Source organism: Brevundimonas mediterranea, assembly GCF_011064825.1.
GTDB lineage: Bacteria > Pseudomonadota > Alphaproteobacteria > Caulobacterales > Caulobacteraceae > Brevundimonas > Brevundimonas mediterranea_A.
The window spans coordinates 907,772-922,715 of record NZ_CP048751.1; the positions used below are offsets into that span (position 1 = coordinate 907,772).

At 70.2% G+C, this 14,944-nt stretch carries 15 protein-coding genes; 3 read left to right on the forward strand and 12 right to left on the reverse strand.

Annotation, left to right across the window (positions count from 1 at the left end):
- Positions 1–14 precede the first annotated feature (14 nt).
- On the reverse strand, positions 15–2,873 hold the full coding sequence (locus tag GYM46_RS04520) for a tetratricopeptide repeat protein (RefSeq protein WP_040349248.1): 2,859 nt from the start codon (positions 2,871–2,873) through the stop codon (positions 15–17).
- 118 nt (positions 2,874–2,991) lie between these two features.
- On the opposite strand from GYM46_RS04520, the gene GYM46_RS04525 reads away from it, so the two are divergent.
- Positions 2,992–3,378, forward strand: a complete 387-nt coding sequence (locus GYM46_RS04525) for a DUF983 domain-containing protein (RefSeq protein ID WP_008260146.1) — start codon at positions 2,992–2,994, stop codon at positions 3,376–3,378.
- Positions 3,379–3,476: 98 nt separating this feature from the next.
- On the opposite strand, the gene GYM46_RS04530 is transcribed toward GYM46_RS04525, so the two are convergent.
- Positions 3,477–3,839, reverse strand: a complete 363-nt coding sequence (locus GYM46_RS04530) for a hypothetical protein (protein ID WP_008261787.1) — start codon at positions 3,837–3,839, stop codon at positions 3,477–3,479.
- Positions 3,836–5,131, reverse strand: a complete 1,296-nt coding sequence (hmgA, locus tag GYM46_RS04535) for a homogentisate 1,2-dioxygenase (RefSeq protein ID WP_008260360.1) — start codon at positions 5,129–5,131, stop codon at positions 3,836–3,838. The genes GYM46_RS04530 and hmgA overlap by 4 nt, the downstream gene beginning before the upstream one ends.
- 126 nt (positions 5,132–5,257) lie before the next feature.
- On the opposite strand from hmgA, the gene GYM46_RS04540 reads away from it, so the two are divergent.
- Positions 5,258–5,758: a hypothetical protein gene (locus tag GYM46_RS04540; protein ID WP_040349246.1), complete on the forward strand. Its 501-nt coding sequence runs from the start codon at positions 5,258–5,260 to the stop codon at positions 5,756–5,758.
- On the opposite strand, the gene GYM46_RS04545 is transcribed toward GYM46_RS04540, so the two are convergent.
- Positions 5,755–6,012 carry an Lrp/AsnC ligand binding domain-containing protein gene (locus GYM46_RS04545; RefSeq protein ID WP_008262170.1) on the reverse strand — a complete coding sequence of 86 codons (258 nt, stop codon included), beginning with the start codon at positions 6,010–6,012 and terminating at the stop codon, positions 5,755–5,757. The genes GYM46_RS04540 and GYM46_RS04545 overlap by 4 nt on opposite strands.
- A gap of 216 nt (positions 6,013–6,228) precedes the next feature.
- Between GYM46_RS04545 and GYM46_RS04550 the strand changes: the two genes are divergently transcribed.
- Positions 6,229–6,909 (forward strand): bifunctional 4-hydroxy-2-oxoglutarate aldolase/2-dehydro-3-deoxy-phosphogluconate aldolase, encoded by a 681-nt coding sequence (locus tag GYM46_RS04550; RefSeq protein WP_008259465.1) that lies wholly within the window; start codon positions 6,229–6,231, stop codon positions 6,907–6,909.
- 7 nt (positions 6,910–6,916) lie between these two features.
- Here the strand turns inward: GYM46_RS04550 and GYM46_RS04555 are convergent, their stop codons facing one another.
- From GYM46_RS04555 to GYM46_RS04590, 8 genes are all read right to left on the reverse strand, one after another.
- Positions 6,917–7,450: a periplasmic heavy metal sensor gene (locus GYM46_RS04555; protein WP_008263813.1), complete on the reverse strand. Its 534-nt coding sequence runs from the start codon at positions 7,448–7,450 to the stop codon at positions 6,917–6,919.
- The gene (locus tag GYM46_RS04560) at positions 7,447–7,857 is read right to left on the reverse strand and encodes a hypothetical protein (protein WP_008261951.1); all 411 of its coding nucleotides are present in this window, start codon (positions 7,855–7,857) and stop codon (positions 7,447–7,449) included. The genes GYM46_RS04555 and GYM46_RS04560 overlap by 4 nt, the downstream gene beginning before the upstream one ends.
- Positions 7,854–8,438 carry an RNA polymerase sigma factor gene (locus GYM46_RS04565; protein WP_008259791.1) on the reverse strand — a complete coding sequence of 195 codons (585 nt, stop codon included), beginning with the start codon at positions 8,436–8,438 and terminating at the stop codon, positions 7,854–7,856. Before GYM46_RS04565 ends, GYM46_RS04560 begins: the two co-directional genes overlap by 4 nt.
- A 66-nt stretch (positions 8,439–8,504) precedes the next feature.
- On the reverse strand, positions 8,505–9,170 hold the full coding sequence (locus GYM46_RS04570; protein ID WP_008260672.1) for an EF-hand domain-containing protein: 666 nt from the start codon (positions 9,168–9,170) through the stop codon (positions 8,505–8,507).
- A 46-nt stretch (positions 9,171–9,216) separates the two neighbouring features.
- On the reverse strand, positions 9,217–12,162 hold the full coding sequence (locus GYM46_RS04575) for a bifunctional [glutamine synthetase] adenylyltransferase/[glutamine synthetase]-adenylyl-L-tyrosine phosphorylase (RefSeq protein WP_008258975.1): 2,946 nt from the start codon (positions 12,160–12,162) through the stop codon (positions 9,217–9,219).
- A 147-nt stretch (positions 12,163–12,309) separates the two neighbouring features.
- Complete coding sequence (locus GYM46_RS04580) at positions 12,310–13,731, reverse strand: sensor histidine kinase (protein WP_008261058.1); 1,422 nt, start codon at positions 13,729–13,731, stop codon at positions 12,310–12,312.
- 3 nt (positions 13,732–13,734) lie between these two features.
- Complete coding sequence (locus tag GYM46_RS04585) at positions 13,735–14,136, reverse strand: endonuclease domain-containing protein (protein WP_040349244.1); 402 nt, start codon at positions 14,134–14,136, stop codon at positions 13,735–13,737.
- Positions 14,137–14,203: 67 nt separating this feature from the next.
- Positions 14,204–14,875, reverse strand: a complete 672-nt coding sequence (locus GYM46_RS04590; RefSeq protein ID WP_008258750.1) for a response regulator transcription factor — start codon at positions 14,873–14,875, stop codon at positions 14,204–14,206.
- Positions 14,876–14,944: the final 69 nt, after the last annotated feature.

The following is a 14,944-nucleotide window of genomic DNA, read 5'->3' on the forward strand; positions in this document are numbered from 1 at the left end:
ACCGATCAACCGATTCAACGGGCGGGGGTCGCTGGGCGATTCCCGCCCGTTTCCTTTCGGAAGTCCTGTTTGGCGGCGTTGACCCAGCCGACGAAGGTGTCGGCGTTGGCCGACAGGGCGGCGAAATCGTTCACTCCCGCCAGACCCGCCAGATTGTCGTCCAGGGCCACGCGGATCGCATTCGCTGACCGCGCCCGGGGGATGAAGGGCGAATACTGGCCGCGCAGACGATCCAGGGCGGCGGGGTTTCCACTCAGCGAATAGCCCACGCCGGCGCGAATCAGCCAGCTTTCCTCGGACGGGGTCAGGGGCGCCTCCGCCTGCTTGTAGCGGTCGCCCAGACGCGCTTCGTACAGGGGCGCGGCCTCGGCCCACTTCTGCTGTTTCCACAGGATGTCGCCGCGCACCTCGCGCGCCGGGGCGGACTGGTCGCGGTCCAGAACCTCCAGGGCGTGATCGTAGCGGCCCAGATCCATCAGGGCGCGGGCCTCCAGCGCCCGACGCTCGCTGTTGATGGCGTTGGGCAGCAGGGTGGTGCGCGAGCCCCAGATGGCCTGCAACGCCTTCTCCGGCTGACGGTCCATCAGATAGACGGTGGCCAGATCGGTGGCGACCTGGGCCTTGGCCACCCCGTCCAGCCGCTCGTCCACCTGGTGTTTCAGCAGTTCGGCGGCCTGGTCCAGCAGATCGACGTCGATCAGGCGGCGCGACAGACGGCGAACCATCTCGTCGCCGTCGGCGCCGATGGGGGTCAGTTCGCGGAAATCATAGAACAGCGCCAGGGCCTGAACCGGCTGCAGGCCGTCGGCCGCGCCTTCCAGGAACAGGGCGCGGAAGGCGTTGGACTGGTCGGCGTAGATTTCGGCGGCGCCGGGCACCCCGGACATCCGCTTGCCGGCGCCGCGCAGGGCGTCCAGGGCCTCGCGATAGCGGCCCTGCTGAAGATAGAGGTTGGCCAGTTTGCGGATGACGGCCAGTTCGGTGGCGTCGCCGCGCCAGCGCCACTTCAACTGCTCAAGCTGCTGGGCCGCCTGATCCGGCGTCAGGACGCCCTTGTCCAGCTCCAGACCGATGGCGCCCAGTTTGGCGGGGGTGGCGATGCCGTCCAGCGGCGCGCGGGCCACGGCCTTGTACACCGCCAGCGCCCGGTCCTTGTCGCCGGACAGTTCAAACAGCCGCGCCTGGACCACGCGCGCGGTCAGCTGATCGGCGGCCGAGGCGTTCTGGCTGAAGACATAGGCCAGCAGCTGGCGCGCGGCCGGCAGGTCGTTGGTCTGGATGGCGGCCAGGGCGTGGGCGGCGCCGAAGCGGGCGCGCCATTCCTTGGGGAAGTCGTCGATGACCGAGGCGCCGGCGGCGAAGGCGCGGCGCGCCCCCTCCCAGTCGCCCTGTTCGGCGGCGATATAGCCCTGCCAGACCTTGGCGGCGGGATCGTTCGACAGGGCCGAGCCGGCGAAGTCGGCCTGGGCCTCCTCCAGACGGCCGACGCCGACGCGGGCGGCGCCGCGCAGGCCGCGCACCTCGGGCTCGCCCTGCATGTTGGGGGCCTTGGCGACCAGGGCGTTGATGACGCCGATCGCCTCATAGTTCAGGCCCGAGCCGACCAGGAACCGGGCCAGGGCCATGCGCGCCGCGATGGGCGCGCGGGGATTGTCGGTTCCGGCGATGGTTTCCTGAGCCGCCGCGTCCTGAAGGCGGCGATAGCGTTGCGAGAAGCCGTCCTCGCCTGCGGTCGCCCATTCCTCCAGGATCAGGGCCGGATAGGCCGCCGGCTTCGGCGCGTCATCCTCATGGGCGGCGGCCTCCAGCGTCGCCGACGGCGGCGACAGGGTCAGGCCCTGCGGGCGGCTGAGGGTGACCAGATCGCCCGCCGCCTCGATCTTCAGATCGTCGGTCGTGGTCTCGACCGCCAGGCCCTGGGCGGTGGGGATCAGGCTGAGATCGACGGTGCTACGCGTGCCCGAGAACCCCTTGCCGGGCGCCAGGGCGGTGACGGCGGCGAAACGGTCGCCGACCAGGGGATCCGTCAGCCAGACGGTCTTGGTCGCGCCCGCCATCCGCGCCACCAGGGTGGCCGAGCCGTCGTCGGAGCGGTCGATCTCGACGCCCGAGGCGCCGGCGGGCGGACCGCCGATGGTCACGGTCCAGGTTCCGCCCTGCCCTTCGGCCGCCACGGGCAGGCCGTCGGGAGCGGCGATGCGGACGGCGGTGTAGTCAGGGCCGGCGGCCCAGCGGGCGTCCTTGGCCGGACCCAGGGCCTTGGCGCCGGTCAGGTCCATCTTGGCGGCGGTGTCGAACACGACCCAGACGGCCTCGCCCCGCCGGAAAACGGCGGCGCCCACCGGCGCGCCCCACTGGAAGGTCAGGACCGTCTTGTCCGGCGTCGAGACGGCGCGGACGGGCACAACGGAATTGATGGCCGCCGCCCGTTCTTCCGACGTCGGCTCGGGCGCCTTGCCCGGCGCATAGAGGTTCAGCCAGACCGCGCCGTCAGCCGCGCCGGACCGGGCGTCGGCGCCCTCGGCCAGGGTGATGACCAGATCGGTCGTTCCGCCCCGCGCCAGCCGCGTCTCGACGGCCTTGACCCCCTCCGGCGGATCGACGCGCAGGCGCGAGACGTCAGGCGCGGCCGAGACGCCCAGGCGGACGATCACCTTGTCGCCCTCGCGCCGGACCTGGCTGCGCGCGCCGATGACGCCGCCGAATTCGACACGGGTGAATTCGCTGGATTGGCCGATGCTGATCGACAGCGGATCGCGCGACCGGCCGGCTTCCTGGGCCAGCGGCGCCAGTGGCGCGAACACGACCGCGCCGGCCGCGGCGGCGGCCACGGTCGACTTCAGGATACGCTTGCTGTGCGGGGTCCCGGACATATCCGTCGAGCCTTGCCCCACAAGCTCTTTAATCACGGTTAACCGACATTGACCGGGATTCTACGGATAGGACGGTTCGTCCGGCGACAGGCGGCGCGATCCGGCCCATGATGGGGCCATGACCGATTACCCGCGCCTGAGCACCCTGAAAACCGGCCTGGCCTGTCGCTGTCCCCGCTGCGGCGAGGGGGCGCTGTTCAAGGGCTATCTGACCCTGCGCGAATCCTGCCCGAAATGCGGGCTGAACTATGGGTTCGCCGATCCGGCCGACGGCCCCGCCTTCTTCGTCATGACGGCGGTGGGCCTGGTCGGGATGATCCTGCTGATGGTCTTCGACTTCAGCGTGAAGCCGCCCATCTGGGTGCACGCGGTTGTGACCCTGCCGATCCTGGTGATCATGTGCCTGGGCTGCCTGCGGCCGTTCAAGGCCTGGCTGGTGGCGGAGCAGTTCATCCACAAGGCCGCCCCGCCGGAGTTCTCCAGCAACGGCAAGCACGGGGATTGAGGGCGGGGGCGCAGCCCCCCTCTCACGCCGTCATCCTAGGGCTTGTCCCTAGGATGACGGTCTTATGGGATAGGCGGTCTTCGCCCGAACCTTACGCCTCAGTCGATGCAGAGCGTCGGGCCGGCCTTGCCGTCCTCGACCGGCGTATTGCAGCCGAAACGGTCGCTGTCAGCCTGGCAGACGCCGGTCGTGGCCGCGCCCGGCGCGATGCCGCTGTTGCCTTCGACGCGGCAGTCGCCTTGGCATTGGTCGCCGTCGGTGCAGGACTTGCCCGCGTCGGCGTAGCTGATCACGCACTGCCAGGACTGCATCCGGCCGACCTGTTTCATCGTGCCGCCCCGCGTGGCGCAGGCCGAGGCGTCGGCGCTCTGCATCGGGGCGTCGGAGCCGGCGCCTGTCGTCTGAGGGGTGCAGGCGGCGGCCAGCAAGGCGGCGGCGGCGATGAGGGCTATACGGATCATTTGACCTGTCCTTTTGCGAAGCCCGACCAGACGTCGTCGTAGTCGAGCTGCATCTGCGGTGATTCCGACGCCCATTTCGTGACCCGGATCGGCGCCCGGGTCTCGAACATGAAGGCCAGGGTGTCAGTGATCTTGTGCGGTTTCAGTTCCGCCTGGATCGCGCCCTCATAGCTGGCCTGATCCGGGCCGTGGCCGCTCATCCGGTTGTGCAGGCTGGCGCCGCCGGGGGCGAAGCCGCCGGCCTTGGCGTCATAGGCGCCGGTCACCAGGCCCATGAACTCGCTCATGACGTTGCGATGGAACCAGGGCGGGCGGAAGGTGTGCTCGGCCACCATCCAGCGCGGCGGGAAGATGACGAAGTCGATATTGGCCGTGCCCGGCGTCTCGGACGGGCTGGTCAGGACGGTGAAGATCGACGGGTCCGGGTGGTCGTAGCTGACGGTGTTGATCGTGTTGAACCGCGCCGTGTCATAGCGGCAGGGCGCGAGATTGCCGTGCCAGGCCACCACGTCCAGCGGGCTGTGCGCAAAGGTCGTGGCCCACAGACGGCCGCCGTACTTCTGGACGCACTGGGTCGGGCGATCCACGTCCTCGAACGCCGCGACCGGGGTTTCGAAGTCGCGCGGATTGGCCAGGCCGTTGGCGCCGATCGGCCCCAGGTCCGGCAGGCGGAACGGACCGCCGTAGTTTTCGCAGACATAGCCGCGCACGGGCCCGTCGACTTCGACGCGGAAGCGGACGCCGCGCGGGATCAGGACCACGTGGCCGGGCTGGGCTTCGATCATGCCCATTTCGGTGACGAAGCGATGGGCGCCTTGCTGGGGCACGATCAGCAGTTCGCCGTCGGCGTCGTAGAAGACGCGGTCGATCATCGAGCGATTGGCGACATACAGGTGGACGCCCGCCCCGCCCCCGGCGTCGGGATCGCCCGCCCCGCCATAGGTGACCAGGCCTTCGACCCAGTCGGTCGGCGCTTCCGGGATCGGCAGCGGGTCCCAGCGCATCCGGTTGGGATTGGGCGGGGTCTCGTCGAACGGGCCCGACCGCACCCGGCCCTGGTCGAAGGGCGCATAGGGGCCGTGCTGGGCCGAGGGGCGCAGGCGGTACAGCCAGCTGCGCCGGTTCTCGGCGCGCGGGGCGGTGAAGGCCGTGCCCGACAGCTGTTCGGCGTACAGGCCCATCGGCGTCTTCTGCGGCGAGTTCTGGCCCTGCGGCAGGGCGCCAGGCGCGGCCTCGGTGGCGAAATGATTGCCGAAGCCGGTCAGATAGGCGGGCGCGTTGGATCGCGTCATGTGTGTGGTCTCCCTATTTCGCTGGTTTAGCGCCGCCGCCGGCCATCGTCACCCCAAGCCGTCATCCACCGAGCGGTGCAACAGCTTCGCCGTTCGCGCGTTCAGGGCCGCCAGGAGACGACCGTCATGACCTATCTGACCCGCGCGGTCTTCGCCTTCGCCAGCCTGCTGCTGCTGTTGTCGGCCTCGGCCCTGATCGGGTTCGGCCTGATGGACGCCATCCACACCATTAGGTCCCCGGACAAGTCCGGAGCGGACGCGGCGCTGGACATGCTGGGCTATGTCATCGTCGCCATCGCCGTCTTCGACGTGGCCAAATACATCTTCGAGGACGAGGTGCGGCGCGGCAACGAACGGCGCAGCGCGGCCGAGGCCCGGCGCAGCCTGACCAAATTCCTGTCCACCATCGTCATCGCCCTGTTCCTGGAGGCCCTGGTGGTGGTGTTCAAGACGGCGCGCCAGGACGTGGCCCTGCTGATCTATCCCACCGCCCTGCTGATCGCGGCGGTGCTGGTCCTGGTCGGGCTGGGCGTGTTCCAGCGCCTGTCGGCCACGGTCGAGGAGAAGGTCGGCGACGACGACGACGCCGAAGAACGCAAGGACAAGGTCAAGCGCAAGAGCGCCTAGCCGCCCTTGGGCAGGAAGGGCGAGAAGGTGATGACGGTGAAGGTGTCGCGGACATGCGGCCGGGTCTGGACCTGTTTGGTGACGAAGGTCCCGATGTCGGCGTCGCGCGGCAGGTTGAACTTGGCCAGCAGGTCGTGCTGGCCCGAGGTGGAATAGACCTCGGAGACGTTCTCGACATTATCGACGATGTCGGCCGCCACATCGTTGGCGTAGCCCAGCTCGGTTTTGATGAAGACGAAGATGGCGGTCATCATGGGCGGGGGCTCCTGTTGCTGGCCCGCGTCCTAAACCGTTTTGGACGCGGCGTCGAAGACGTCGGATGAAACAATATGTTCCGCCGCAGCGCCATGAACCCGGCCGCGCGGCTTTCGCTTTCGGCGGCGGCTGGGATAAGCAGGGGGCGAGGCCGGGCGACCGGTCGGTGCAACACAGGCGTTCCGGCGCGGCTCGGGACAGGCGGAGATTAAGACATGGCCCATGATCGCGTCAGCGTGCTTCAGGCGCTCGAGACCCAGGGCGTCTGCCCCGTCTTCTATCATCCCGATCCCGAGGTCAGCCTGAACGTCATCCGCGCCTGCGCGCGCGGCGGGGCGCCGGTGGTCGAGTTCACCAATCGCGGCGACTTCGCCTGCGACCTGTTCGGCGAGATCAATCGCGAACTGATCAGGACCGACCCGGACGTGGTGCTGGGCATCGGTTCGGTGGTCGACAGCGGCACGGCGTCGCTCTACCTGAACCGGGGCGCGCGCTTTGTCGTCAGCCCCTGCCTGGTCCCCGACGTGGCCAAGGTCTGCAACCGGCGCATGGTCGCCTATTTCCCCGGCTGCGGCTCGGTGACGGACATCGGCGAGGCGCACGAGCTGGGCTGCGACATCGTCAAACTGTTTCCGGGGTCGTCGGTCGGTGGGCCGGACTTCGTCAAGGCGGTCAAGGGGCCGATGCCCTGGGTCAAGATCATGCCCACGGGCGGCGTCGATCCCGATGAGGCCTCGATCGCCAAATGGTTCGGCGCCGGCATCGTGGCGGCGGGCATGGGCTCCAAGCTCGTGACCGACGAAGCGGTCAAGTCGGGCGACTGGGCCGCCATCGAGGCCAAGGTGCGCGCCACCGTGGACGCCGTCGCCGCCTATCGGGCGTCGAACAAGGGCTGAACCCGCCTCAGCCCGGACCGTCGGGGCCGTCCGGTCCCGGCGGCCGGGGCGCGGCGTTGCGGCCGGCGTCGGGCGTCGGGGGACCGGACCGTGGCCCACGCCGCATCAGCAGGCCGGACAGGACCTTGCGGTCCTCGACGTCCAGGTTTTCCAGCATGGTGATGGCCTCGCCTTCCAGACGGGCGCGACCGCGCATCTCGGCCGTGCGCGACTGATCCAGCAGGGCCTGGACCCGGGCCGCGTCCATCCGGGGCTGGGACGCCGCCTGGACCGCCTGGGCCCGCGCCGCGCGAGCGGCCTCGAAATCGGGCCGGGCCGCGAGCGCAGCAGCCCGCATCCTGGCGCGAACGTCGCGCCGGACTTCAGGCTGCAGCTGGGCGATCACCTCGCGGAAGGGACCGTGGCGCGCGGTGCGGCGCAGGTCGGCGACCCGTTCGTCCACCCTGGCCCAGCTGACCGCGAAGGCGACCCCGCCGGCCAGGGCGAACAGGTTCAGGGCCACCGACACCGCCAGGGCGATCTTCAGGCTGCGTCCGCTCATCCCAGAACCTCCGTATCGTCCACCTCGACCAGGGTGGATTGGTAAAGCACCGCGTCGGCCCGCTCGTCGGCGGTGACATGGGTGGTCAGACCCACGCCCGCGACCACGCCGGCGCAGGCGGCCGCCGCCCAGCCCGCGCCCAGGAACAGGGCGATCCGGTCCAGATGATAGCGGCTGGTCTTCGCTTTCGGCGCGGCGGCCAGCAGGCGCGCCGTCAGGTCGGCCGAGGGCGTCGGGGCGGGCGAGGCGTCCAGCAGGGCGTCCAGCGCCGCCGCCTGGGCCAGCGCCGTCTTCAGCGACGGATCGGCGGCGATCAGGCTTTCGGCGAAGACGCGTTCAGACGCGGGCCACCGACGCAGGTCGGCGCCGTAAGCCTCCGCCAGAGCGTGCAACCGATCCGCCTTCATCGTCCGACTCCCTTAGTCATCCCTGGCTCCATCCCCGGCGCGAGGTCCGCCAGGGCTAGACGCAATGCGCGGCGTCCGCGCGACAACAAACTCTCCAGCGCCTCGACGCTGATGCTCATCAGGGCGGCCGCCTCGATATTGGACAGCTCCTGATAATGACACAGGACCACCGCCTCGCGCTGACGGTCCGGCAGGCGTTTCAGCGCCCCGTCGACCTGAGCCCCCGTCTCGGCCGCCAACAGGGCGCGATCCGGCGCCGGGCCGTCATCGGGGCGATCCGGCGGCGTCTCCATGGGTATTTCGCGCCGTCGCCGCAGCCGATCGTAGCAGAGATTCAGCGCCACCCGGTGCAGCCAGGTGTCGAACCGGGCCTTGCCGGGGGTCCATTTCGGCGCCTGTCGCCAGGCCTTGAGCATCGTCTCCTGGGCCACGTCCTCGGCCTCGGCGGCGTCGCCCAGCATGCGTTGGGCCAGGGCCAGGATGCGCGGCAGCTTGCGCGACACAAGCGTCTGCGCGGCCGCCGGGTCGCCCTGACCCACGCGGCGCACAAGATCCTCGTCGGGGTCGACGATCGCGACCAAACCCGCCTCTTCCGCTGCTGACGAAAGGGACCGATTCGCCCAGGACGGCCGACCCCGACACCGTTCTTACTCCGAAGCCGGAGCCGGGGAAGCGGGTTGTTGCACCGGACGGACGGCGCGGCGTTGCTGACCTTGGCCTCCCCGTTCGGCTCGGCGCTCGGCGCGATTGGCGGTCATGGCGGCCCGGCGCTCGTCGGCGGTGACGACGCCGTTCTTGTCAGCGTCCATCTTGTCGAACTGTTCGCCCAGTCTGGCGGCGGCCTCGGAGATCACCACGGGGCCGCGTTCACAACCTTCCAGACAGCCGGGACCACGCATGGCGTGACGGGGACCGCCGCGAGGCCCGGACCGGCCGCGCGCGGCCCAGTCCGGGCGGACGGCGTGACCGGCTTCGAACTCCGCGCGGCTGATGGAGCCGTCGCTGTCGGCGTCCAGCGTGGCGAAACGGTCGTCGGCCCGCTCGGCGCGCTTGGCCTGCATGGCGGCCTGACGCTCGGCCACGCTGACCGTGCCGTCGCGGTCGGCGTCCAGCGCAGTCAGGCGGGCGACGCGAGCCTCGACGAAGGCGGCGCGGGTCAGGTCGGCGTTCCGGTCGGCCAGGCCGCGCGCATAGGGCGGCGGGGGACCATCCGCCGGCGGCGGCGGAACCTGGGCCGTGGCGACCCCGGCGCCGGCGCCGAGGACGGCGGCCAAGGCCATGGCGCTGAAACCGTTCAGAACGATGTTTCTCATCTCGATAATCTCCTCGAACCGCCTTGAGCGGTCGTTGACGACCCTGTCAGGAGATTGAACGCGGCTCCTCGGACTCTCCGTCGCGACTGATCTCTTCGCGCGTGAGCGGGACCGCCCGTTCGAAGGCCTTGCGCGCCCGCGCCCGCAGTTCCGTCAGTTCGGTCTTCAGCGACTCGAAGTCCTGAGCCCCCGCCGCCTCGGCCAGCCGCAGCCGGAAGACCGACGGCTCGGCCTCGGGATCGACCCGGCCCTCGAAGGCGGCGGCCAGCAGATGAGCCAGCCGCTGCTGCACCCGCCAGGCCTCGGCCAGGACCGGGTCGTCGTGCAGGGCCTCCAGCGTTGACAGGGTCAGGGGCTCGCCCGCGACGGCGGCCTGGAGCTGGCGGTACTGGGCCGCGAACTCGGCGTCCACCTGGCCGCCCGGCGACAGTTTCAGATCCCAGAAGCCGTGGGGGCGGCGCTCGCGATCCATCAGGGCGCGCATCCTGCGGACATCGGCGGCCACATCGACGCCGGGACGGGGCCGACGCAGGGCCGCCTCGATCGCCGCGGAGACCCGGTCGCCGAAGACCGGATCGCTGGCCCAGACGACGCGGGCGCGGGTCAGGACCATGAACTCCCAGGTCTCGGCCTCGCCGGCGTAATAGTCGTCGAAAGTGGACAGCCGCACCGAAACCGGCCCCTTGGACCCGGTGGGCCGCAGCCGCATGTCCACCTCGTACAGGCCGCCCTCGGCTGTATGGGCCGACAGGGCGGCGATCAGTCGCTGGGTGAACCGGGCGTAGAAGACGTCGGCGGTCCAGCCCTTGATCTCGGACACCGTCTCGGGCGGGGCGTCGTACAGGGTCATCAGGTCCAGGTCGGACCCGGCCGTCATCTCGCGTGAGCCGGCCTTGCCCAGGGCCACCACGGCGACCGCGCCGGGGAAGGCGCCGCCCAGCCGTTCGGTCTCGGCCAGGGCGGCCGGCGACAGGGTCCGCATGGCGGCGTCGGCCAGGGCGGCGTAGGCGCGGCCGGCCGCCTCCGGTCCGGCGCGGCCGGTCATGGCGTGGATGCCGATGCGGAACATCTGCTCGCGGTGGAGACGGCGCACGGCGTTCATGGCGCCCTCGAAATCCTCGGTCTCGCCGGCTTCACGCAGGATCTGTTCGGTCAGGCCGGTCTCGTCCGACAGGTCGGCCAGGAAGCGGGCGTCCAGCACCCCGTCAAGGGCCGCCGGCTGACGCCCCAGGGTCCGGGCCAGGCGGGGCGCGAAGGCCATGACGCCCAGCACCATCTCGAACAGTTTGGGCTGGTTCAGGAACAGGGCCTGGACCTGAACCCCGGCGGCCAGGCCCGAGAAGAAGACGGCGAACCGGCGAAAGGCGTCGTCGGGCGCGCCCGACCGGGCCAGGGCCTCCAGCAGGCGCGGCGCCAGACGAGTGAACAGTTCGCGCCCGCGCTCGGTGCGGGTCGCGGGGATGCGGCCGTGGTGCCAGGAGCGGATGGTGTCCGCCACCGACGGCGCCTCGGAAAAGCCCATGCGACGCAGGGTCTCCAGCGTCTCGGGATCGTTCTCGACCCCGGTGAAGACCAGGCTGCCATAGGCGGAGTCCAGTTCCTCTCCGCCTTCGAACAGTTCGCCGTAGCGGGTGTTGACCCGGACCAGCAGGGCCTCGACATGGGCGTCGAAGGCGGCCAGGTCGGTCCAGCCGGCCAGGGCGGCGACGGCGGCGCGGCGCTGGGGGTCCTCGGGCAGGCGGTGGGTCTGTTCGTCGTCCAGCATCTGGACCCGGTGCTCCAGGCCGCGCAGTTCGACATAGGCGGCCGACATCTCGTCGGCGACGGCGGCGGGGATGTGGTCGGCCTGAGCCAGGGCCGCCAGGGCGTCCAGGGTGCGCGTCGCGCGCAGGTCGGGGTCGCGACCGGCCAGGATCAACTGCTGGGTCTGGGCGTAGAATTCGATCTCGCGGATGCCGCCCCGGCCCAGTTTCAGATTGGCCCCGGCGGCCTGCAGCCCCTCGCCGGTCTTGTGGACGTGGATCTGTTTCTTGATCGACTGGATGTCGAGGACGGCGGCGTAGTCCAGGCTGCGGCGCCAGATGAAAGGGCGCAGGGCTTTCACGAACCGGGCGGCGGCGCGCGGGTCGCCCAGCACCGGCCGCGCCTTGATGAAGGCCGCCCGCTCCCAGTTCTGACCGACGCTTTCATAATAGGCCAGGGCCATCGGGCCCGACACCACCGGCGGGGTCGAGGACGGATCGGGCCGCAGCCGCAGATCGACGCGGAAGACATAGCCGTCGGCCGTCCGTTCGGTCAGCAGGGTCGCGATCCCCTTGCCGACGCGATTGGCGAAGTCCTGCATCTCCTCGCCCTCGCGCAGGGCCAGGCCCAGCAGGCGCGGCTCGAAGAAGAGCGAGATGTCGATGTCGGACGAATAGTTCAGCTCGTTCGCGCCATGCTTGCCCATGGCCAGACCGAACAGGCCGGGGATGGGGCCGCGCGAATCGTCGGGCGGCGAGACCAGGCGACCCCGCGCGCGCTGTTCGGCGGCGACGGCGCGCAGGGCGGCGCGGCAGGCGGCGTCGGCGAAGCTGGACAGGGCGCCCGTCACCTGGTCCAGGTCCCAGACCCCGCCCAGATCGGCCAGGGCCGTCAGCAGGTGCAGATCGGCCTTCAGCACCCGGAGCGGCGCGCGGACATCGTCGGGTTCGGCGTCCAGGGCGTCGGTCTCGGCGAGGATGCGGATCAGTCCCGAGGTCGGGTCCCGTTCCAAAATCCGACGCAGATGAGCCGGCCGACGACGCATCAGGCCCGCCAGATAGGGCGAGGCGCCGGCCACCGGCGCCAGGGCGGGCCAGGCGGCGTCGAGGGTCTCGCGCCAGCCGTCGGCATCGGCGGCCTCGATCAGGGTCTCCAGCAGGCGTTCGGCGGCGGCGGGGTTCGCGACGGGGCCGGCGGCCTTGATCCGCTGGCCCAGCGGGATCGTCGCGGAGGTTTCAGTATCGGCCATCAATTTATCCGCTCATCCCGGCGAAAGCCGGGACCCAGTGCTTTCGCTCGGCGCCGCCGTTGGACCACAATCCTGACACGCGCCACAAGGCCGCGCGCCCAAAGAACTGGGTCCCGGCTTTCGCCGGGATGAGCGGAAATGATGAAGTCAGGTCGAGGATGAAGCCGGGGGCAGCACCAGGGCCACCCGCAGGCCCGGCCCGAAGCCGCCATAGGCGCCGGGGCCTTCGTCCAGCACCACCCGGCCGCCGTGGGCCTCGGCCACCGCCGTGACCAGGGACAGGCCCAGGCCCGAGCCCGGTTCGGTGCGGCTGTTGTCCAGGCGCACGAACCGCTGGACGACGCGCTCGCGGTCCTCTTCCGGCACGCCGGGGCCGGTGTCGGTGACCGAATATTCGATCTCGCCCGACGACCGACGCCGCGCCCGCAGCTTCACCGCCCCGCCGGCCGGGGTGTATTTGATGGCGTTGTCGATCAGATTGGCCAGGGCCTGGGCCAGGAAGGGCTGGTTGCCCTCGATCATCAGGCCGGTCTCGACCTCGGACGAGAAGTCGATCGACTTGTCCTCGGCCGCCGGTTCGTACAGCTCGGCCATGTCGGCGGCCAGTTCGCCCGCGTCCATCGGCTTGGGATCCGGCGCCCCGCCGGCCTGAAGCCGGGCGATGGCCAGGACGGTGTTGAAGGTCTTCAGCAGGTGATCGGCCTCGTCCAGGGCGATGCCCAGGGCGTCCACCCCGTCGATCTTGCCCGCCTCGGCGTCGATCAGGGCCACCTCCAGCTTGGCCCGCATCCGCGTCAGGGGCGAGCGCAGGTCGTGGGCGATGGCGTCGCCGGCGTGACGGATCGAGGCCATCGACCCCTCCAGCCGGTCCAGCATGACGTTCAATCCCTGGCCCAGTTCGTCCAGTTCGTCGCCCGAGTTGCGGATGGGGGCGCGGACCTTCAGGTCGCCGTCCTGCACCGCCTGGACCACGCGGTTCAGCCCGGCCATGGCGCTTTCGACCCGGCGGCTGATGTAGAGACCGCCCGCCAGGCCCAGCAGCATGACCAGGGCCATCGCCCCCCACAGGGCCTGGGTCAGGCGCGACAGATATTCCTCGATCCCGCCGATGTCCTCGCCGACGAACAGGGTGTCGCCCCCCGCCAGCGGCATGATCACCCCGATGGAGCGGCGGGTCTGGACCCGGCCGTCGGGATCGGTGCTGGTCAGGCGGAAGGTGCTCCATTCGCCGGTCCCGGTCCGGCGCGCCTCCTTCAGGTCGAAGGGCATGACCGACAGATTGCCGGTGACGATCTTACCGTCCGGGCCGGTCAGCAGATACAGATAGGGACCGCCCCGGATCGTGCGTTCCACCAGGGCCTGGTTCAGGGCGTCGATCCCGCGCGTGCGGTGGACGGCGGTCAGGGCGGCCAGCTCCGTCTCGACGTCGGTCCGCGCCCGCGTCTGGGCCTCGGACGCCGAGGCGAAATAGACATAGGCCAGGATCGCCCCCGCCGCCGCCACGAACAGGGCCAGGAACAGCAGGGTCAGCCGGAAGGGCGTGCGGCGAAGGAGGGAGGGAAGACGCATGGGTTAAGAGAACTCTCCCTCCCCCTGCGGGGGAGGGGGGTCGCCGCGCTGCGGCGACCGGGTGGGGCGGGCCAGGCAATGCGCGCGCACATCTTCGATGACCTGGGCCAACTGATCCCGGACCCGGAGATTGTCATACCGCAAGGTTATCAGCCCCTCTCTGGCAAAGACCGCGTCACGCACGCGATCCTGCCGGGCGCGGTCTTCGTCGAGATGAGACCCGCCGTCCACTTCCACGATCACCCCTCGGGCCCAACAAAAGAAATCAATGTAGTAGCCCCGCAGGGGCGCCTGTCGACGAAAATGCAGACCGTCAGATCGGAGCGCGCGCAGGGCGATCCACAGACGGGCTTCCGCCGGGGTGAGCGCTTTCCGCATGGCGCGCGCCCGAGCAATGATCGCCATGTCGCCCTGCCCTCCCCACCCGGACGCTACGCGTCCCCCCTCCCCCGAGGGGGAGGGAGAATTATGGCTAAGCCTCCAGCCTGTATCCCGCGCCGCGCACCGTCTGCAGCATCGCCCGGTCGAAGCCCTTGTCGATCTTGGAGCGCAGGCGGCTGATATGGACGTCGATGACGTTGGTCTGGGGGTCGAAATGATATTCCCACACCTTCTCCAGCAGCATGGTGCGGGTCACCGACTGGCCGGCGTGGCGCATCAGGAACTCCAGCAGCTGGAATTCGCGCGGCTGGAGATCGATCTCGGTCGCGCCCCGATGAACCGTGCGGGCGATCAGGTTCATCTCCAGGTCGCCGACCTTCAGCACGGTCTGGACGCCGCCGGTCTCGCGACGGCGCGACAGGGCCTCGACGCGGGCGATCAGTTCGGCGAAGGCGTAGGGCTTGACCAGGTAGTCGTCCGCGCCGGCTTTCAGGCCCGTGACCCGGTCCTCGACCTCGCCCAGGGCCGACAGGAACAGGACCGGGGTCTGGTCCCCGCCCTTGCGCACCGTCTCGACCATGCCGACGCCGTCCAGGCGCGGCATCATCCGGTCCACCACATAGACGTCGTAGCCGCCCTTTTGCGATTCCAGCAGGCCGAAGGCCCCGTCCACGGCATGGGTGACGTCATGCCCGGCTTCGGACAGGCCCCGCACCATGGCGGTCGCCGCCTCCGCGTCGTCTTCGACCACCAAAATCCGCATGGAACCCCTCCCGGAATCAAAATCGCCGCCGATGGTAGCGCATCGGCGGCGATTGACGAGTTAAGGCTT